Origin of the sequence: Methylobacterium endophyticum (assembly GCF_050591105.1) — a bacterium.
GTDB lineage: Bacteria > Pseudomonadota > Alphaproteobacteria > Rhizobiales > Beijerinckiaceae > Methylobacterium.
This window is the reverse complement of record NZ_JBNHES010000017.1, coordinates 105,796-123,029: the sequence shown is the minus strand read 5'-3', so window position 1 is coordinate 123,029 and position 17,234 is coordinate 105,796. Positions and strand designations below refer to the sequence as shown.

Here is a 17,234-nt window from a genome sequence, read left to right as displayed (position 1 = left end):
GAGCGGTTCTCGAAACGTGTCACAGCATCATCCAACAGACCAACCCAGCCCCGAAAGGCCAGGAAGATCCCGCAAGGACAACGCCGCCCACGCTTCTCTTCCTCAGATTCACTTGTCAAAAGAACCGGATACCCAACCGCAGCCGGACACCCACACCCTACACGCAACAAACAGGACTTCGCCCCGACTAAACGTCGGGCCACCAGACCCAGCTTGTCCGATAAAGGCGCCACCCACATCCCGCTACCGCATCGCAGCAGCAAAGGAAACGAAGACAGCTCCGCGACCGGGCCACTCACTCGCGGCCGGCGCCGATGAACAGCGGTATACGGAGGGTCAGATCACCCGTCAACACCAAAAATGACGGTTGAATGAAAAACCTCGCTCCCCCCCTCCTCCGCACCGGCGCGCGACGGTGCGGAGCTCCGCCTCAGAGGTCGACGGACGCGTTCAGGCCGTCATAGGCGGGGGCGACGCCGGGAGGCAGCCTGGCGGCGAGGGTCGCGTAGTCGAGGTCCGTATGGAGATTCGTCAGGATGGCGCGTTGCGGCCTCACCCGCTCGATCAGCGCCAACGCGTCGGACACGGAGTAGTGCGTGGGATGCTGGATCTCGCGCAGGGCATCGATGATGAGCAGGTCGAGGCCGTGCAGGCACGCCTCGCTCGCATCGGGAATCAGGCTCACGTCGGGGATGTAGGCGGCCGGGCCGAATCGGAAGCCGAACGCCGCCTCGTTGCCGTGCTCCAGCGGCAGCGGCAGCACCTCCACCGTACCGCCCTCCCCTTCGAGGCTGACCGGCTCTTGCGGGGTGAGCGTGTTCATCTCCAGGATCGGCGGATAGGTGCTCTCCGGCGCCTGGGTGAAGCAGTAGCTGAAGCGCATCTCCAGCAGCCGGCGCGTCTCCTCATCCGCATGCACGGGGATGCGGCGGCGCATCTGGATCACCAGCGGGCGCAGATCGTCGATGCCGTGGGTGTGGTCGGCATGCGCATGCGTGAACAGCACCGCGTCGAGCCGGGACACGTCGGCGTCGATGAGCTGCTCGCGCAGGTCCGGCGAGGTGTCGACGAGGATCGTGGTCGCCCCCGCCCCCGATCGGCGCTCGACCAGGAGCGAGCAGCGGCGGCGGCGGTTCCTGGGGTCGCGCGGATCGCAGGCGCCCCAGCCGGAAGCGACCCGCGGGACGCCGCCCGACGAACCGCAGCCCAGGATGCGCAGGCTCAGCGTCGCCATGAGACCTCCAACGAGACCCTCCCGCCCCGGTGATAGCCAAGCGCGGGCGAGGCTGTCACGCCCCCTCGCCCGCCGGAGCCGCCTTCGCGAACAGCCTGTGGAAGTTCGCCGTGGTCAACGCGGCGAAATCGGAGAACGGCATGCCGAGGGTCTCGGCGAGCGAGCGCGCCGTATCCGCCGTGTAGGCGGGCTCGTTGGTGCGACCGCGATAAGGCTCAGGCGCCAGGAAGGGCGCGTCGGTCTCCACGAGGATGCGGTCCGGCGGCACGGCGCTCGCGATTTCGCGCAGCGCGTGCGAGCGCCGGAAGGTGACGATGCCGGAGAAGGACACGAACAGCCCGAGCTCGATGCCGGCCTCGGCCAGACGCCGCCCGGAGGAGAAGCAGTGCAGCACCGCCGCGAAGGGACCGCGCCGCATCTCGTCGGCCAGCACCGTCTCCATGTGCTCGTCCGCGTCTCGGGCATGGATGACGAGCGGCAGGCCGGTGGCCCGCGCCGCCTCGATATGGGCGCGCAGCACCCGCTCCTGCACCGCCGCCGGCGCCGCATCGTCGTAATGGTAGTCGAGACCCGCCTCGCCGATGCCGACGCAGCGCGGATGCGCGGTCAGCGCGGCGATGGTCTCAGGCAGCACGTCGGGCTCCTCGGCGGCGCCGTGAGGATGGGTGCCCACCGTATACCAGACGGAATCGTTGGCTTCCGCGATGGCGCGATAGGTGTCGGCCTTGGCGACCCGCGTCGAGATCGTGACCATCCCCGTGACACCGGCCGCCCTGGCGCGCGCGACCACGCCGGGGATGTCGGCGGCGAAATCGGGGAAGTCGAGATGGCAGTGGCTGTCGATCAGCATTCTTTTCCGACTTCGCTAGGCATCAGGACCGGCATCCTGGGCAGGCCAGGGGTGATCTTCTCGTCCCGAAGGCGGCGCGAGCCGCCCGTTTCGCTTAAGCGCGCGGGGCCAGAACGCCCAGGCCAATGCACATCCCAGGACCAGAAGTCCAACGAAGACGCCAAGGGTGACGGCCATCCACTCCGGCATATGCATACCTACTCGCAAGCAATCGGTTCAGTTCGCCGGATCGATGACTTCCCGAGGCTCCGAACCGTCGTCCAGGCGCCAGACCGCTCTCAGGATATCGGACTGCGCAGTGAGACAGCGGTTCGTAGCTCATGACGCTGACCTCATAAGGATCCAACCCCTCCATGCGACGCAGCGATCAGGTGATTGAATCTGGCCGTTCGAAGCTGTGCTGGACGTTCGCGACGGGTGATCTGCGGAACTTAGCGTCCATAGATTCGCGGTCGTATGGAAGGAGCCAACTGCCCAGCCGTTCGTAAAGCGGCACCAAAACCTCATTTTCTGCTGCAATCACATCCATACCTCGAGAATCATATGGATGAATGACAATCTTGCGCGCGATATCTGCGATATAAATTCTTTCCAACCAGCGCACCTTAGGCGAAACCGGAATATCTCGCGCAAAAGCAGCCCACAGGAGAGCGGTCATAGACCTCTCAGATCTGCAGAAATCTGCCGTATACCAGTAGCAATACAAATCTTCACCAAATTTAGAAATGGAGCTCTCATCGTATTGAGGAACACGATCCGGCCCTACGAATGAGTTATGAAATCCTATTTCCGCCAACTTCTTGAATGAAACCGCACCGCGACGAGTGCGTTTCCTGCCATCATAGTGATTTACGATGGCAGTCAACGTCTCGGAGCTTGCAAATATTTCGCTGGTAATGACGCGTGCTCTGTCCATCGCCCGCAGCAGACGCAGCGGGCCGTCTTGGGCATCACCCGCCAACTCGAAGCGGAGGGCGTTGTCAGCCCCGTAGAACAACGCTTCGGGGAAGCCTTGCCAACCAAACGCATCATTGAGGCTCACAAGCGGGCCGCCGTACATCCGATTAGTGTAACTCCAATCACCCCTGCCGCTTAGGGTCGAGAACCGCCTTCCCGCAGACGCCCGGCGCCACCTCACGCAGCCGGCGCTTCGGGCTTCTCGAAGCGCGGGAAGACCGGGCTCGGCGCCGGTAAGGCTGTGCCGGGCACAAGGCGGCCGCCCTCCCCCACATCGGCGAAGCGGCGCGCATCGGCCGGGACGGCGAGGAGATCGAGGAATTTCTCCGCCGAGCCGGGCACGAAGGGCTGCACCATGAGCGCGACGGCGCGCACCGTCTCGATGGTCGTGAACAGCACGGTGTTCATGCGCGCCGGATCGGATTTCTTCAGCTTCCACGGCTCTTCCGCAGCGAAGTAGCGGTTGGCATCGGCCACCACCGCCCAGATCTCGGCGAGGATCGTGTGGAGGGCGAGATCCTCCATGGCCGCGCGCGCCTTCTCGGGCAGCGCGTAGGCGGAAGCCAGCAGCGCCCGGTCGGCATCGGTGAAATCGCCCGGCCGGGGCACCACGCCGTCGCCGTTCTTGGCGATCATCGACAACGAGCGCTGGGCAAGGTTGCCGAGATCGTTGGCGAGATCGGCGTTGATGCGCTGGATGATCGCCTCGTGGCTGTAGCTGCCGTCGCCGCCGAAGGGCACCTCGCGCAGCACGAAGTAGCGCAGCTGGTCGACGCCGTAGGTCGCGATCAGGTCCATCGGGTCGACGACGTTGCCGAGCGACTTCGACATCTTCTCACCCTTGGAGAGCAGGAAGCCATGGCCGAAGACGCGTTTGGGGAGCGGCAGCCCCGCCGACATCAGGAAGGCCGGCCAATAGACCGCGTGGAAGCGCACGATGTCCTTGCCGATGACGTGAAGGTCCACCGGCCAGTGGCGCCAGCGCGGATCGGTCTCGTCGGGGAAGCCGCAGACGGTGAGGTAGTTCGTCAGCGCGTCGACCCAGACATACATGACGTGGCCCGGCGCATCGGGCACGGGCACGCCCCAGTCGAAGGTGGTGCGGCTGACGGAGAGATCCTTCAGCCCCTGGCGGACGAAGCTCGCGACCTCGTTGCGGCGGGTCTCGGGGCCGATGAAATCCGGCTGCTCCTCGTAGAGCTTCAGCAGCCGGTCGGCATAGGCCGAGAGCCGGAAGAGAAAGTTCTCCTCCTCGGTCCACTCGACCGGCGTCTGCGTGGCCTTCGCACGGCGCACACCGTCGGGGCCGAGCTCGGTCTCGTCCTCGCCGTACCAGGCCTCGTCACGCACCGAGTACCAGCCGATGTATTTCGACAGATAGATGTCGCCGTTCTCGGCCATCCGCTTCCAGATCGCCTGGGCGGCGGCATAGTGATCGGGCTCGGTCGTGCGGATGAAGCGGTCGAAGCGGCAGTTCAGCGCCACCGCCATGGCCTCGAACTTCCCCGACATCTCGTCGACGAGGGCGCGCGGCGAGGTGCCGAGCCGGGTCGCGGTCTGCTGGATCTTGAGGCCGTGCTCGTCGGTGCCCGTGGAGAACAGCACGTCGTAGCCGTCGAGCCGCTTGAAGCGGGCGATGGCGTCGGTGGCGATCACCTCGTAGGCGTGGCCGATATGGGGCGCGCCGTTGGGGTAGGAGATCGCCGTGGTCAGGCTGTAGCGGCCCTTGCCGCCCGGTTCGGCAGTCACGTCAGGCAATCCCCGGAATGGGGGAGCCCCGGATACCGGGCTCCCGTCGTCACAGGATCAGGCGATCCCGTGAGCCGTGTCCAAAAAGCCCCGCTCAGGCCGCCCGGACAGCCCCCGCGAGATCGCCGAACAGGGACAGGACGAGGGGCCGGCGGTCGAGATTGTAGGTCGCGGCCTCCCGCGCGGCGCGGGCGAACTTCTCACACACCTCGACCAGGGCCGCAAGGCGAGCGGGCGGCTCGTGCCGGCGCCGGTCGAGCTCGGCCGAGACGAAGCGGAAGACCGTGTCGAGCCCGGCCTCCAGCAGCGCCTCGGAATCGCGGCCGGCGAGGCGCTCGGCGAGCTTGAGGATGCGCCGCCAGTCCGGCCGCTCGATCCCGGCGAGCAGCGCCTCGACCTCGGCCACCAGCGCGGCGGTGGGCGGATCGAGGAGCGCCACGGCGCGGGCGACCGAGCCCTCCGCCTGCGCCGCCGCCCGCGCCAGGGCCGACGCGTCCGGCCGGGGGAAGGGGGCGGGAAAGCCGGAGACCACCTCGGCGACCTGCGCCTCGCTCAAGGGGCGCAGGTGCAGCGCCCGGCAGCGCGAGCGGATCGTCGGCAGAAGGCGCCCCGGCGCGTGCGAGACGACGAGGAACAGCGAGCGCTCCGGCGGCTCCTCGATCATCTTGAGCAGCGCGTTGGCGCTGTTGGCGTTGAGGTCGTCGGCGCTGTCGACGATGCAGATGCGGTGGCCGTCGTTGCCGGCGGTGGACCCGAACAGGTCGAGGGCGCCGCGCGCCGCGTCGACGCCGATGCGCGTCGGCATGGCCTTCACCCCCGGCCCCCGGTGCCGGCGCAGCACCACGAGGTTCGGATGCGAGAGCACCGCGACCTTGCGGACGGCGGGGTCGGCGGGGTCGACATCGAGGCCGGGATGCGCGGAACCCGACCGGGCCAACAACCGGCGCGCTACCCGGTAGGCGAGCGTCGCCTTGCCGATGCCGCGCGGACCGCCGATCAGCCAGGCGTGATGCAGCCGGCCCGAGCCGATGGCCTCCGCGAAGGCGGCCTCCGCGCCCTCGTGCCCGACGAGGCGGAACTGCTCGCGCGGACGGGGCACGCCGGACAGGTCCCCCGGCTCGGCATCCTCGGGAGCCTTCTCAGGCGGCATCGTCGCGCTCCGAAGGGAAATCGCCGGCCTCGGCCAGCAGCGCGGGCAGGCGGGCGGCGACGGCCTCCCGGATCGCCGCCTCCACCGTATCCGGGTCGGCGGCGGCATCGATCACGGCGCAACGGCGGGGCTCGGCCTGCGCGATGGCGAGGAAGGCGGCGCGCAAGCGCGCGTGGAAATCGAGCGCCTCGGCCTCGAACCGGTCCGCCTCCCCGCCGGACGGCGCGGCGCGCGCCCTGGCGCGGGCGAGACCGGTCTCCGGCGGAAGGTCGAGGATCAGCGTGAGGTCGGGCCGAGTCTCGCCCACGACGATCCGTTCGAGGGCGGCGACGGTCGCGGTATCCAAGCCGCCGGCCGCGCCCTGATAGGCGCGGGTCGAGTCGGAAAAGCGGTCGCAGAGCACCACCGCGCCCTGCGCCAATGCCGGACGGATCAGCCCGTCGAGATGGTCGATGCGGGCGGCCGAGAACAGCAACGCCTCGGCGAAGGGGCCGTAGGGCTTGGCGATCCCCGCCAGCAGCGCCTCGCGGATCTCCTCCGCCCGCCGTGTCCCTCCCGGCTCGCGGGTGGTGACGACCTGCCGGCCGGTCCGCGCCCTGAGGGTGCGGGCGAGGCGCTCGACCTGGGTGGACTTGCCGGCCCCCTCCCCGCCCTCGAAGGTGACGAAGACGCCGCTCACGACGGCCGAACTCGGCTCACGAGGCGTTCCCGGCCTTCTTGAAGGCCTTGCGCATCAGCCCTGTGCCGACTTCCAGCGCAGCGTCGAGCGCCCGCTGCGGGATGGTGCCGGAGGCCACCGTCTCGCCGGCATAGACCGGCTGGTCGAGGGCGAGGATGTCGCCGCGCATGACCTTCAGGCGGCCGATCTCGCGGCCCTGCTCCACCGGCGCCGAAAGCGGTCCCTGGTAGACGATCCTGGCGCTGACGCGGTCCGACGAGCCGCGCGGCAGCAGCAGGCGCACGGGTTTCTTCGCCACCGCCGGCACCGAGCCCTTCTCGCCGCCGAACACCGAGACCTCGCCGATGGTCTCGCCGCCCGAGAACACCTGCCGGGGCTCGAAGGCGCGAAACCCCCATTCCATCAGCTTGCGGGCTTCCGCCGCGCGGTCGCGGGCGGTCTTGAGGCCGCTGATGACCATGATCAGCCGCTGGCCGTTCTGCACGGCGGAGCCCGTGAGCCCGTAGCCGGATTCGTCGAGGAAGCCGGTCTTCAGCCCATCGGCGCCGATGTCGAGGGTCAGCAGCGGGTTGCGGTTCTGCTGCTTGATCTTGTTCCAGGTGAACTCCCGCTCGGCGAAGATCTTGTAGAGGTCCGGGTAGGTGTCGATCAGGTGCCCGGCGAGCCTGGCGAGGTCGCGGGCGGTCACCTTCTGGTCGGGGGCCGAGTAGCCGGTGGCGTTGCGGAAGACCGAGCGCTCCAGCCCGATCTCCTTGGCCTTCTGGTTCATGATCCCGGCGAAGGCCTCCTCCGTGCCGGCCATGTTCTCGGCGATGGTGATGGCCGCGTCGTTGCCGGACTGGACGATGAGCCCGCGCAGCAGGTCCGACATCTTGATGCGGCTGTTGACCTGCGCGAACATCGAGGATCCGCCGCCGCCGGCCCCTCCCCGCTTCCAGGCGTCCTCCGTCACCGTGAACTCGGTGTCCATGGAGAGCCGGCCGGAGGTGAGTGCGTCGAAGACGATCTCCGTCGTCATCAGCTTGGCCATGCTGGCCGGCGAGAACGGCTCGTCGGCGGCCTTCTCGTAGAGCACCGAGCCGGAGGCGGCGTCGATCAGGATCGCGTGGGGGGCGGCGGTCTGGAAGGTCTGCGCCGCCGCCGGGCCGGGCAGCGTGAAGGCCAGCAGGACGGCCGAGCACAGGGCGGACACGGCCGCCCAACATCTTGCCACGCGCATCGCACCCTCGCCCGGCGTCGGGACCGTCCGCCACGAGCTTCACCTTAGACCGGTTCTCCGCCGGAATCGAACGGCCCGGCGACGGACGCGGGAGGATGTCGCAGGTTCCCGGTCCGGCTCCTCAGTCGATGCCGGCGAAACGGGCGCGGCGGGAAGGCGCCCCCTTCGGCGAGGCGCTCGCGCTGGCGCCGGCCGCCCCCTTGCGCGGGGGCTCGGGCGGCAGGGAAGCGAGACGGGCCATCGCCAGCTTCGCGGAATCGGGCATGGGCGCCGCCTTGCCGGCAAGGCGTATCGCGCCGCCCTGCGCGGCGGGCGCGGCATGGCGCGAGGCCGAAGCGGCAGCCGGCGGCATCCGCGCGAAGGAGGCTCCCACCGTCCCCGCCGAGGCGAGCCGCAGGGGCGCCCCGCCCTTCGGGCCGTGGGGCACGACGGGGTTCTTCGGTGAGACCAGGGCGAGCGGGCGCGCCTCGGCGGAGGCCACCAGCGTGCGTCCATGCGCGGCGACGGGCGAGGGCCGGAAGCCCGTGGCGCGGGCCGCTCCCGGCTGGAGCGCGGCGGGCACGGCCACCGCGGCGGCCGCCACCAGGACGGGGGCGGCGCGGCGCGGCGCGGGCGTCTCCGGCGCGACCTCGGGTTCCGCCGCCTCGGGCGGCCGGAAGGCTAGGGGGGCACGCGAGCGGGCAAGGGGCTCCTCGGCGCCGGCCGTGCGGTCCGGTCCGAGATCGGCGACCATGATCGGGGAGCGGCCGCCGACCGGCGCGGGGCTGCCGTCGGTGCGGAGCGTCGCGAGGAGCTTGCGGTCGTCGCTGCCGGCCACGGACGCCTTGCCCACATACTCGACGCGGACCTTCGAGGTGCCGCTGCGGCGGAATTCGAGGGCCTCGGCCACCGCCTCCGACACGTCCATCACCCGGTCGGCGTGATAGGGGCCGCGATCGTTGACGCGCACCACCATGGAGCGGCCGTTGGCGAGGTTGGTGACGCGGGCATAGCTCGGCAGCGGCAGGGTCGGATGCGCCGCCGCGATGGAGTGGCGGTCGAAGACCTCGCCATTGGCGGTCTGCCGGCCGTGGAAGGCGCTGCCGTACCAGGAGGCGAGGCCCTCGCGGACATAGCCGCGCGCGTCCTCCCTCGGCACGTAGGTGCGCCCGGCGACCACGTAGGGCTTGCCGGAGAAGCGACGTCCGCCGCCCTTAGGGATGACGTCGCCCTCGTTGTAGAGGCGCGGGCTCGCCTTCACCCCGTATTTCGGATCGACGCCGTTGCCGCCGGCGGCGGCGAATTTCTGGGGAGCGGTGCTGCAATTGGCCGTCGCGAGGGCGATGCCGGTGACGGCGAGGATGCGCCGGATCGGAAACCCGGAGGGCGCGGGGCCACCCTTGGTCGAACGCATCATACGCAAAACCACGCAACACACCCGCGATACGCCGACGGCCCGCCCCGGCGCGGGGCACGGGGCGGAGCGTCGGGACGCAGGAACGGATACGGCCCGCCCGCGCCTCGACGGTCACGAGAATTGATGCTGTCCCGTAAACGAAGGCTGAACGGCGGGAGGGGCGCGGCGGGCCGGTGGAGAACCCCGGCGATCATCTTGAGAAACGACTTTTATATCGAATTCCAAAATATTGATTTCATTTGAAAATATCATTCTCGAAGCTCGGCGAGAGCGCCTTCGAGGCAGCCGCCTCCCGCTCCTCGCCGTATCTCCCGCACCGCTTCAACCAAAAGCGGCAACTCTCTCTCATCACATAAAAAACGGGCCTCAGGGATGGCTCCCGGCGGCCCGTGTTCGGTTCAGCGCGAGACGACCTCGTTGAGCTGTTCGATGGAGCGCGCGCCGCGCTGCTTGAACAGGAGATCGAGGGCTTCGAGCATCAGGCCGTGCATCTTGGTGCGCTCGGCATAGGCGAGGTCGCGCAGCTGGTCGTAGACCGGCGGCTCCAGATACACCGACATCTGCCGGGCCCGCTCCTTGAGCGTGGCGTTCGGGCGCCGGCCCGCCGGCTGGGGCGGATCGAACGGGACGATCTCGGCGGTCGGCGGAACGGGAGCGGGCGCCTGGCGCACGGACCCGGATGCCCTCGCCGGCGGCGCGGAAGCGGCGACGATCGAGGCGAGGCTGAGTTTAGGCGGCTTTGACATGCTTGGCCACCTGCGTGCGCTTCTCGATCCAGGACCACAGCTTGCGAACCTCGGCGGCCGCCTGCCCCTTCGGGTTGAACTCGGTGACGCCCTGGCCGAGGCCGATGGCGTCCTGGTGGTCGGTGCGCGCCACGATGTTCACGTCGGGCAGGATGCCGAGCACGGCGAGCCCGTCGGCGGCGTCGCGGATGCGGTAGGAGCGCGGCGGCGTCTGGTTGAGGACGAAGGCGAACTTCTTCTCGAGCCGGTAGACGGCCGCCAGCGTCGGCTTGAAGGCGCGCAGGTCGGCGGGCGTCGGGCGGCAGGGGATGATGCAGAGATCGGCGGCGCGGATCGCCGAGAGCGTGCCGGTGGAATCGACGCCGGGGGTGTCGATGAAGACGTAGTCGTAGGCCGACTCGCGCAGGCGCGCCATCACGGCCTCGATCTGGGTGGCGTCGATCTGCGCGACCTCCGGCCCTTCGGCGGTGCGGTGGTCGAGCCAGTCGGAGATGGTGGCCTGGCGGTCCATCTCGAGGATGCAGACCGAGCGGCCGGCCTCCTGGGCGGCGACGGCCAGCGAGATGCACAAGGTGCTCTTCCCGCTCCCGCCTTTCTGGGTGACGAAGGTGATGGCTTTCATCGGGGCGTCCCTTGCGGCGCGGAGGCGGGGTTGGGGCAGGACATCGGGCTCGCGGGGCATTCCCGAGGCTCCGGCCACGGCCCGGCGCCGTGATCCTGTGACCCGAGGATGCGATGATCCCGGTGTCGCCGATCATGGTTAACGGGGGGTTAAGCGGCACCGGATCGTGCGATGCGGGGATCCTTGGATCTGGGGTTCGCAGGCCGCCGGAGGCAGGATCGCAACCGCCGGAGGCAGGATCGCAACGCCAATCTCAAGTTGACATCCGAGCCGGCCGAGGGCGTTGACCGGCCGGGCGAATATGGCATTGTCCGCCCGCCGATTCGAAAATCGGAACGCGTTCGCAAACCTCAGGTCCGGCAGCCGATACGCGGACTGCACGCCGCGGATCGAACAACCGGCGCGGATCGGAGTAAGGTATGGCGGACGGATCGATCCCGCTCTTGTCGCATGATCCGCTTACGATCCTCGACGCCTCGGGCGTCCTGGGCGACTGGATTCACGATCTCGGGAACGACAGCATCGCGCTGTCGGAACGCTTCGCCGCGGCGCTCGGGATCGATGCGGCGCGGGCGGCCCGGGGAATCCCGATGGCGGACTTCCTCGACCGGATGCGGCCTCTCGACGGCGCCCGCCTCGCCTTCGGCCTCCAGGGCCTGCGCGAGACGGGGGGCATCCTCGAGGCGCGCTTCGAGACGCTGCCCGGCGCCGGCGAGGCACCCCGCACCGTCCAGATGCGCGGCCGGATCGACCGCGCCGGAATGGGCGGCCCGGCGCGCGGGCGCGGCATCGCCATCGACGCCACCGAGAGCCGCGCCGCCGATCTGGGGCAGTTCGAGCGCCGGGTGAACCTGATGGCCGAGCACGCGATCGCGCTGCGCCACCTCATCGAGGGGCTTCAGCGCCCGACGCTCACCCGGCTGGTCGACGGGGTGATGGTTCAGGTCGGCTTCGAGCTGGCGCAGGTTCTGAGCCGGCTCGAATAGGGCTCGCGCGCGGCCTGCGCCTCAGCGGGCCGTGCGGAAGACCTGGAGATCGAGGTCGCGGACCTTCTTGCGCAGGGTGTTGCGGTTGACCCCCAGCAATTCGGCCGCGCGGATCTGGTTGCCGCGGGTGGCCGCCAGCGCCGCCCCGATCAGCGGACCTTCGATCTCGCGCAGGATGCGGTGATAGAGGCCGGGCGGCGGCAGGGTATCGCGGTAGCCGGAGAAGTAGTCCGCCAGATGCCGCTCGACGGCGCCCGACAGGCTCTCGGCCTCCCCGCCCTTGCGGCCCGGCGCGCTCGCCGGAGCGGGCCCCTGGGCGAGGGGAAGCGTGTCGAGCTCGGCCTCGATCACCGGGCCGGTGATCGTCTCCTGCGGGTAGAGGGCGGCCAGGCGGCGCACGAGGTTCTCGAGCTCGCGCACGTTGCCCGGCCAGCGGTAGCGCTTGAGCTTCTCCATCGCCTCGGCGTCGAGGGTCTTTCGGGTCAGCCCCTCGCGCTCGACCAGCACGAAGAAGTGGCGGGCGAGATCGGGCACGTCCTCCGAGCGCTCGCGCAGGGCCGGTAGCCGCAGCGGCACGACGTTGAGGCGGAAGAACAGGTCCTCGCGGAAGATGCCCTGCTGGATCGAGACGCGCAGGTCCTTGTTGGTGGCCGCGATGATGCGCACGTTCGTCTTGATCGGCACCCGGCCGCCGACGGTGGTGTACTCGCCCTGCTGGAGCACGCGCAGGAGGCGGGTCTGCGCCTCCATGGGCATGTCGCCGATCTCGTCGAGGAAGAGGGTGCCGCCCTCGGCCTGCTCGAAACGCCCGGCCGAGCGCGAGAGCGCGCCGGTGAAGGCGCCCTTCTCGTGGCCGAAGAGCTCGGACTCGATCAGGTCGCGGGGGATGGCGGCCATGTTGACGGGTACGAAGGGCCCCGCCCGGCGGCGGCCGTAATCGTGGAGCGCGCGGGCGACGAGCTCCTTGCCGGTGCCCGACTCGCCGGTGATCATCACGGTGAGGTCGGTGGGCATCAGCCGGGCCAGCGCCCGGTAGATCTCCTGCATGGCGGGCGAGCGGCCGACGAGGGGGATATCCTCGTTCTCGAGCCCGGCGCCGGGGGGGGCCACGCCGCGCGGACGGGAGAGCGCGCGCCCGACGATGGCGGTCAGCTCCTTGAGGTCGAAGGGCTTCGGCAGGTACTCGTAGGCGCCCCGCTCAGAGGCGCGGATCGCGGTCATGAAGGTGTTCTGCGCGCTCATGACGATGACCGGCAGGTCCGGCCGCACGCGCTTGATGCGCGGCAGCAGGTCGAAGACGTTCTCGTCGGGCATCACCACGTCGGTGATGACGAGGTCGCCCTCCCCTTGCGCGACCCAGCGCCAGAGCGTGGCGCAGTTGCCCGTCGAGCGGACCTCGTAGCCGGCCCGCGAGAGGGCCTGGTTGAGGACCGTGCGGATGGCGGCGTCGTCGTCGGCGACGATGATGTGGCCGTTGGGCATGACTCTACTCTGGCTCCACGACCGATTCGCGACCGTCGCGGGCGCTCGACATGGGGAGGAGGAGGCGGAAGGTGGTCCGGCGGGGAACGGGGTCGCATTCGACGATCCCGCCATGGTCGCCGACGATCTTGGCGACCAATGCAAGTCCGAGGCCGGAGCCCTGCGCCTTGGTGGTGACGAAGGGGTCGAACATGTCCTGCAACAGCTCGGCGGTGACGCCGGGCCCGTTGTCGCGCACGCTCACCTCGATGGGCAGGCTGACGCGCTCGCGCGAGCCCGGCACCTGGAGGCGCAGGCCCGTGCGGAAGGCCGTCGAGAGCGTGATCTCGCCGTCCACGGTGTCCGAGCCGATGGCCTCGGCGGCGTTCTTCACGAGGTTCAGGATCACCTGGATCAGCTGATCCCGGCTTCCAAGGACGGGGGGCAGCGAGGGGTCGTAGGTCTCGACGAAGCGGATGTGGCGGGCGAATCCCGATTGCGCCGAGCGTTTCACCTGGTCGAGCACGCCGTGGACGTTGACGGGCCCGCGCTCCACCGGACGCTCGTCGCCGAAGAGCTCCATGCGCTCGACGATGCGCACGATCCTGTCGGATTCGTCGCAGATCAGCCGGGTCAGCAGCCGGTCCTCCTCGCCGCTCGACTGCTCGAGGAGCTGGGCGGCGCCGCGGATGCCGGCGAGGGGGTTCTTGATCTCGTGGGCGAGCATGGCGCCGAGGGCCACCATCGAGCGAGCCGCGCCGCGATGGGTGAGCTGGCGGTTCATCTTGTCGGCGATGGTGCGCTCCTGGAGCATCAGCACCACCGCCTCGCCGTCGTCCCCGAGGGGCGTGGCGAAGACGTCGACGCTGCGCTCCGTGCCCGAGCGCGGCTGCACCAGCTCCACCCGGTACTCGCTGACGCTGGCCCGCCGCCGGCGCACCTCGGCGACGAGAGCGATGATCGGCGAGGAGAAGGGGATGATGTCGCGCAGGCGCCGCCGCTGCATCAGCCGGGCCGAATGGTCGAAGAACAGCTCGGCGGCGTGGTTGCAGCGCAGGATGCGCTCGTCCGCGCCGACGGTGAGCACCGGCAGCGGCAGGGCGTTGATGACGGCCTCGGCGGTGGGGCCGCCCGAGCCCCCGCCGCCGGAGGCGTCTCCCGCATCCGCGACGCTATTCATGCCGCCGCTCCCATGTCTGCCGGCGCGGCGGCCGGTTCGAGGAAGGCCCGGCGCAGCAGGGCGACGGCGCGCTCGGGATCGAGGGTGGTGAGCAACTGCGTGCGCTCCGGCGGGGCGAGGCTCCCCGCCCCCGCCGCGTCGGCATAGGCGGCGAGATGCTTGCGGGCGTGGCGCACGCCCATGGCGGGGCCGTAGAGCGCGATCAGCCCCGCATAGTGCTCCACGGCGATCTCCGCCTTGCGCGCGGCCGGGAGGCGTTCGGGCAAGCGCCCGGCGAGCCCGGCGGCGATCTCGCCGACGAGCCAGGGCCGGCCCACCGCCGCGCGCCCGATCATCACCCCGGCGGCGCCCGAGGCCGCGAGGCAGGCCCGCGCATCGGCAAGCGTCGCGATGTCTCCATTGGCGATGACCGGGATGGAGACGGCGTCCACCACGGCGCGGATCGCGGCCCAGTCGGCGCGGCCCTTGTAGAATTGCTGCCGGGTGCGGCCGTGGACGGTGACGGCGGCGAGCCCCAGCGATTCGGCGCGGCGCGCGAGCTCCGGCGCGTTGAGGGCGGCGTGGTCCCAGCCGAGCCGCATCTTGACGGTGACGGGCACCCGCACCGCGTCCCTGACCGCGCCGAGGATGCGCGCGGCATGGTCGAGATCGCGCATCAGCGCCGAGCCCGCCTCCCCGCCCGTCACGGTCTTGGCCGGGCAGCCCATGTTGACGTCGATCACGTCCGCTCCGCCGGCCTCCGCCAGCCGCGCGGCCTCGGCCATCGCTTCCGGCGAACAGCCGGCGAGCTGGACGACATGCGGATCGACGCCGGCCCCCTCGGCGCGGGTGCGCGCCTCCAGCGAGCCGCGGGCGAAATCCGCCGCCGCCACCATCTCCGAGACGACGGCGCTGGCGCCGAGCCGGCGCGCGATGCGGCGCAGGTGCAGGTCGGTCACGCCCGAGAGCGGGGCCAGCAGCACCGGCGGCGCCAGACCCTTCAGCCTCGCCGACCCGTCCAGGGCGCTCAAATAATGGTCAGTCGACATTCTGCACAACAAATAGACAAATCGCGCCGCGACGCAAGCGCCGTCGCGATTTGATTTCGCTTTCCGCCCCGCTTACACGACGCTCCATCCGGACGGGCGGTCCTCTCGGGCCCGCCGGAGCAGCATCGCGGCGCATCGTGTCATCCTTGCGGTCCCGCGACGGCGCCGCGCGGGGAGGAACGGGATAGGGCGAGCATGGCGGGGATCACGGCGAGCACCGCGCCGAGCGTCGCGGCCGTGGTGGTCGCGGCCGGCAAGGGCATCCGCGTCGGCGGCGGCATGCCCAAGCAGTACCGCCGGGTCGGCGGCCGCAGCGTCCTCGCGCGCACCCTCGCCGCGCTTGCCGCGCATGAGGGCATCGCCCGCATCCAGCCGGTGATCGCCGCCGACGCCGCCGATTTCTTCGCCGAGTGCCTCGCCGATCTCGACCCGGCCCATCGCGCCAAGGTCGCCCCTCCCGTGGAGGGGGGCACGACCCGCCAGCGCTCCGTGCATGCCGGGCTCGAGGCCCTCGACGGCTCCGGCGCCCCCGAGGTGGTCCTCGTCCACGACGCCGCCCGCCCCTTCGTCGACGCCGCTTTGATCGAGCGCGCCGTCGCCGCCGGGCGCGACCACCGCGCCGCCGTGCCGGGAGTGTCCGTCACGGACACGATCAAGCGGGTGGAGCCGCTGGCGCCGGGCATCGGCCGCGTGGTCGAGACCCCGGCGCGCGACGCGCTTCGCGCCGTGCAGACCCCGCAATCCTTCGCCTACGCACTCCTCCTCGACGCCCACCGCTCGGCGGCGGCGGCCGGGCTCGACGCCTTCACCGACGACGGCGCGCTCGCCGAATGGGCGGGGCTGCCCGTCGTGGTGTTCGAGGGCGACACCGCCAACCGCAAGATCACCCAGGCCTCCGACCTGATCGAGGCCGACCGCGCCTTCAGCGGGGCCGATGCAAGGACCTTCCCCATGACCTCGCCCATGACCGCTTACGTCACCCGTCTCGGCACCGGCTTCGACGTGCATGCCTTCACCGAGGGCGACCATGTCTGGCTCGGCGGCGTGAGGATCCCCGCCGACCGGGGCGTGCTCGCCCATTCGGACGGCGACGTGGCCCTGCACGCGCTCACCGACGCGCTGCTCGGCGCCATCGCCGACGGCGACATCGGCACCCATTTCCCGCCGAGCGACGAGCAGTGGCGCGGCGCCTCCTCGGACCGATTTCTGGCCCATGCCTGCAAGCTGGTGCGCGAGCGGGGCGGCCGCATCGACCATCTCGACATCACCGTGCTGGCCGAGGCCCCCCGCATCGGCAAGCACCGCGAGGAGATCCGCGCCCGCATCGCCGAGATCGCCGGGGTGCCGCTGACGGCGGTGTCGATCAAGGCGACCACCACGGAGAAGCTCGGCTTCGTCGGACGCGCCGAGGGGCTCGCCGCCCAGGCCGCCGCCACGGTGCGGCTGCCGGACGAAGAGAGCGCGCAGGGGTGATCGCGGACGCCGCCCTGCTCGCCCGCGCCGAGGCGCTGATCGCCCGCTACGCGGCGGCCGGCCAAAAGCTCGCCACGGCCGAATCCTGCACCGGCGGCCTGGTGGCGGGACTGCTGACGGCGGTGCCGGGCTCGTCGGCGGTGGTGGAGCGCGGCTTCGTCACCTATTCGAACGATGCCAAGGCGGAGGCCATCGGGGTTCCGGCCGAGCTGATCGCGGCCGAGGGCGCCGTCAGCGAGCCCGTCGCCCGCGCCATGGCGGAAGGCGCGCTGAGCCATTCGCGGGCGGATGTCGCGGTGGCGATCACCGGCATCGCCGGCCCCGGCGGCGGCTCGGCGCGGAAACCCGTGGGCCTCGTGCATTTCGGGCTGGCCGTCACGGGCGCCCCGACGCGCCATCTGGAGCGCCGCTACGGCGATCTCGGGCGCGGCGAGATCCGCCGGCGGGCGGTGGAGGACGCCGTGGCCCTTCTCGAAGGCGCCCTGCCCGACTGAGCCCGTCGCG

Annotated in this window: 16 protein-coding genes; 3 read left to right on the top strand and 13 right to left on the bottom strand. The window is 70.5% G+C overall.

The annotated features are described in order from the left end of the window. Nucleotides 1-430 precede the first annotated feature (430 nt). The 10 genes from ACP56T_RS17915 to ACP56T_RS17870 all read right to left on the bottom strand — a co-directional run bounded on the left by ACP56T_RS17915 (nucleotide 431) and on the right by ACP56T_RS17870 (nucleotide 10,602). Nucleotides 431-1,234: an MBL fold metallo-hydrolase gene (locus ACP56T_RS17915; RefSeq protein ID WP_430913511.1), complete on the bottom strand. Its 804-nt coding sequence runs from the start codon at nucleotides 1,232-1,234 to the stop codon at nucleotides 431-433. Nucleotides 1,235-1,289: 55 nt separating this feature from the next. After that, nucleotides 1,290-2,084: a TatD family hydrolase gene (locus tag ACP56T_RS17910; protein WP_430913510.1), complete on the bottom strand. Its 795-nt coding sequence runs from the start codon at nucleotides 2,082-2,084 to the stop codon at nucleotides 1,290-1,292. Between the two features lie 367 nt (nucleotides 2,085-2,451). After that, nucleotides 2,452-3,144: a DUF3885 domain-containing protein gene (locus ACP56T_RS17905; RefSeq protein WP_430913509.1), complete on the bottom strand. Its 693-nt coding sequence runs from the start codon at nucleotides 3,142-3,144 to the stop codon at nucleotides 2,452-2,454. 74 nt (nucleotides 3,145-3,218) lie between these two features. Further along, nucleotides 3,219-4,790, bottom strand: a complete 1,572-nt coding sequence (metG, locus tag ACP56T_RS17900) for a methionine--tRNA ligase (protein ID WP_430913508.1) — start codon at nucleotides 4,788-4,790, stop codon at nucleotides 3,219-3,221. Between the two features lie 94 nt (nucleotides 4,791-4,884). After that, nucleotides 4,885-5,940: a DNA polymerase III subunit delta' gene (locus ACP56T_RS17895; protein ID WP_430913507.1), complete on the bottom strand. Its 1,056-nt coding sequence runs from the start codon at nucleotides 5,938-5,940 to the stop codon at nucleotides 4,885-4,887. After that, nucleotides 5,930-6,619, bottom strand: coding sequence for a dTMP kinase (gene tmk, locus ACP56T_RS17890; protein ID WP_430913506.1), 690 nt, complete (start codon nucleotides 6,617-6,619; stop codon nucleotides 5,930-5,932). The genes ACP56T_RS17895 and tmk overlap by 11 nt, the downstream gene beginning before the upstream one ends. Nucleotides 6,620-6,635: 16 nt before the next feature. After that, nucleotides 6,636-7,838: a D-alanyl-D-alanine carboxypeptidase family protein gene (locus ACP56T_RS17885; RefSeq protein WP_430913505.1), complete on the bottom strand. Its 1,203-nt coding sequence runs from the start codon at nucleotides 7,836-7,838 to the stop codon at nucleotides 6,636-6,638. A gap of 121 nt (nucleotides 7,839-7,959) precedes the next feature. Continuing rightward, nucleotides 7,960-9,234 (bottom strand): septal ring lytic transglycosylase RlpA family protein, encoded by a 1,275-nt coding sequence (locus tag ACP56T_RS17880; RefSeq protein WP_430913504.1) that lies wholly within the window; start codon nucleotides 9,232-9,234, stop codon nucleotides 7,960-7,962. A gap of 398 nt (nucleotides 9,235-9,632) precedes the next feature. Then, nucleotides 9,633-9,980 carry a ribbon-helix-helix domain-containing protein gene (locus ACP56T_RS17875; protein ID WP_430913503.1) on the bottom strand — a complete coding sequence of 116 codons (348 nt, stop codon included), beginning with the start codon at nucleotides 9,978-9,980 and terminating at the stop codon, nucleotides 9,633-9,635. Continuing rightward, entirely contained in the window at nucleotides 9,964-10,602 is a 639-nt protein-coding gene (locus tag ACP56T_RS17870) for a division plane positioning ATPase MipZ (protein ID WP_430913502.1), read from the bottom strand. Before ACP56T_RS17870 ends, ACP56T_RS17875 begins: the two co-directional genes overlap by 17 nt. Nucleotides 10,603-11,021: 419 nt before the next feature. Here ACP56T_RS17870 and ACP56T_RS17865 point away from each other — a divergent pair, with 419 nt between their 5' ends. Beyond that, nucleotides 11,022-11,588, top strand: a complete 567-nt coding sequence (locus ACP56T_RS17865; protein WP_430913501.1) for a PAS domain-containing protein — start codon at nucleotides 11,022-11,024, stop codon at nucleotides 11,586-11,588. Between the two features lie 21 nt (nucleotides 11,589-11,609). On the opposite strand, the gene ntrC is transcribed toward ACP56T_RS17865, so the two are convergent. From ntrC to dusB, 3 genes are read right to left on the bottom strand one after another with little or no spacing between them, the layout of a single operon-like run. Beyond that, complete coding sequence (ntrC, locus tag ACP56T_RS17860) at nucleotides 11,610-13,070, bottom strand: nitrogen regulation protein NR(I) (protein WP_430913500.1); 1,461 nt, start codon at nucleotides 13,068-13,070, stop codon at nucleotides 11,610-11,612. A 4-nt stretch (nucleotides 13,071-13,074) separates the two neighbouring features. Continuing rightward, a complete protein-coding gene (locus ACP56T_RS17855) occupies nucleotides 13,075-14,229 on the bottom strand; it encodes a two-component system sensor histidine kinase NtrB (RefSeq protein ID WP_430913499.1) in 1,155 nt (384 codons plus the stop codon). After that, the gene (dusB, locus tag ACP56T_RS17850) at nucleotides 14,226-15,257 is read right to left on the bottom strand and encodes a tRNA dihydrouridine synthase DusB (protein ID WP_430913498.1); all 1,032 of its coding nucleotides are present in this window, start codon (nucleotides 15,255-15,257) and stop codon (nucleotides 14,226-14,228) included. The genes ACP56T_RS17855 and dusB overlap by 4 nt, the downstream gene beginning before the upstream one ends. A 195-nt stretch (nucleotides 15,258-15,452) precedes the next feature. Here dusB and ACP56T_RS17845 point away from each other — a divergent pair, with 195 nt between their 5' ends. Together ACP56T_RS17845 and ACP56T_RS17840 are read left to right on the top strand one after the other, a co-directional pair. Next, a complete protein-coding gene (locus tag ACP56T_RS17845; protein WP_430913497.1) occupies nucleotides 15,453-16,730 on the top strand; it encodes a bifunctional 2-C-methyl-D-erythritol 4-phosphate cytidylyltransferase/2-C-methyl-D-erythritol 2,4-cyclodiphosphate synthase in 1,278 nt (425 codons plus the stop codon). Continuing rightward, nucleotides 16,727-17,224, top strand: coding sequence for a CinA family protein (locus ACP56T_RS17840; RefSeq protein ID WP_430913496.1), 498 nt, complete (start codon nucleotides 16,727-16,729; stop codon nucleotides 17,222-17,224). Before ACP56T_RS17845 ends, ACP56T_RS17840 begins: the two co-directional genes overlap by 4 nt. Nucleotides 17,225-17,234 lie beyond the last annotated feature (10 nt).

Coding starts and splice junctions, on each gene's coding strand:
- ACP56T_RS17915 (WP_430913511.1), bottom strand. CDS start 1,234: ATGGCGACGCTGAGCCTGCGCATCCTGGGCTGCGGTTCGTCGGGCGGC.
- ACP56T_RS17910 (WP_430913510.1), bottom strand. CDS start 2,084: ATGCTGATCGACAGCCACTGCCATCTCGACTTCCCCGATTTCGCCGCC.
- ACP56T_RS17905 (WP_430913509.1), bottom strand. CDS start 3,144: ATGTACGGCGGCCCGCTTGTGAGCCTCAATGATGCGTTTGGTTGGCAA.
- ACP56T_RS17895 (WP_430913507.1), bottom strand. CDS start 5,940: ATGCCGCCTGAGAAGGCTCCCGAGGATGCCGAGCCGGGGGACCTGTCC.
- ACP56T_RS17885 (WP_430913505.1), bottom strand. CDS start 7,838: ATGCGCGTGGCAAGATGTTGGGCGGCCGTGTCCGCCCTGTGCTCGGCC.
- ACP56T_RS17880 (WP_430913504.1), bottom strand. CDS start 9,234: ATGATGCGTTCGACCAAGGGTGGCCCCGCGCCCTCCGGGTTTCCGATC.
- ACP56T_RS17875 (WP_430913503.1), bottom strand. CDS start 9,980: ATGTCAAAGCCGCCTAAACTCAGCCTCGCCTCGATCGTCGCCGCTTCC.
- ACP56T_RS17870 (WP_430913502.1), bottom strand. CDS start 10,602: ATGAAAGCCATCACCTTCGTCACCCAGAAAGGCGGGAGCGGGAAGAGC.
- ACP56T_RS17865 (WP_430913501.1), top strand. CDS start 11,022: ATGGCGGACGGATCGATCCCGCTCTTGTCGCATGATCCGCTTACGATC.
- ntrC (WP_430913500.1), bottom strand. CDS start 13,070: ATGCCCAACGGCCACATCATCGTCGCCGACGACGACGCCGCCATCCGC.
- ACP56T_RS17855 (WP_430913499.1), bottom strand. CDS start 14,229: ATGAATAGCGTCGCGGATGCGGGAGACGCCTCCGGCGGCGGGGGCTCG.
- dusB (WP_430913498.1), bottom strand. CDS start 15,257: ATGTCGACTGACCATTATTTGAGCGCCCTGGACGGGTCGGCGAGGCTG.
- ACP56T_RS17845 (WP_430913497.1), top strand. CDS start 15,453: ATGGCGGGGATCACGGCGAGCACCGCGCCGAGCGTCGCGGCCGTGGTG.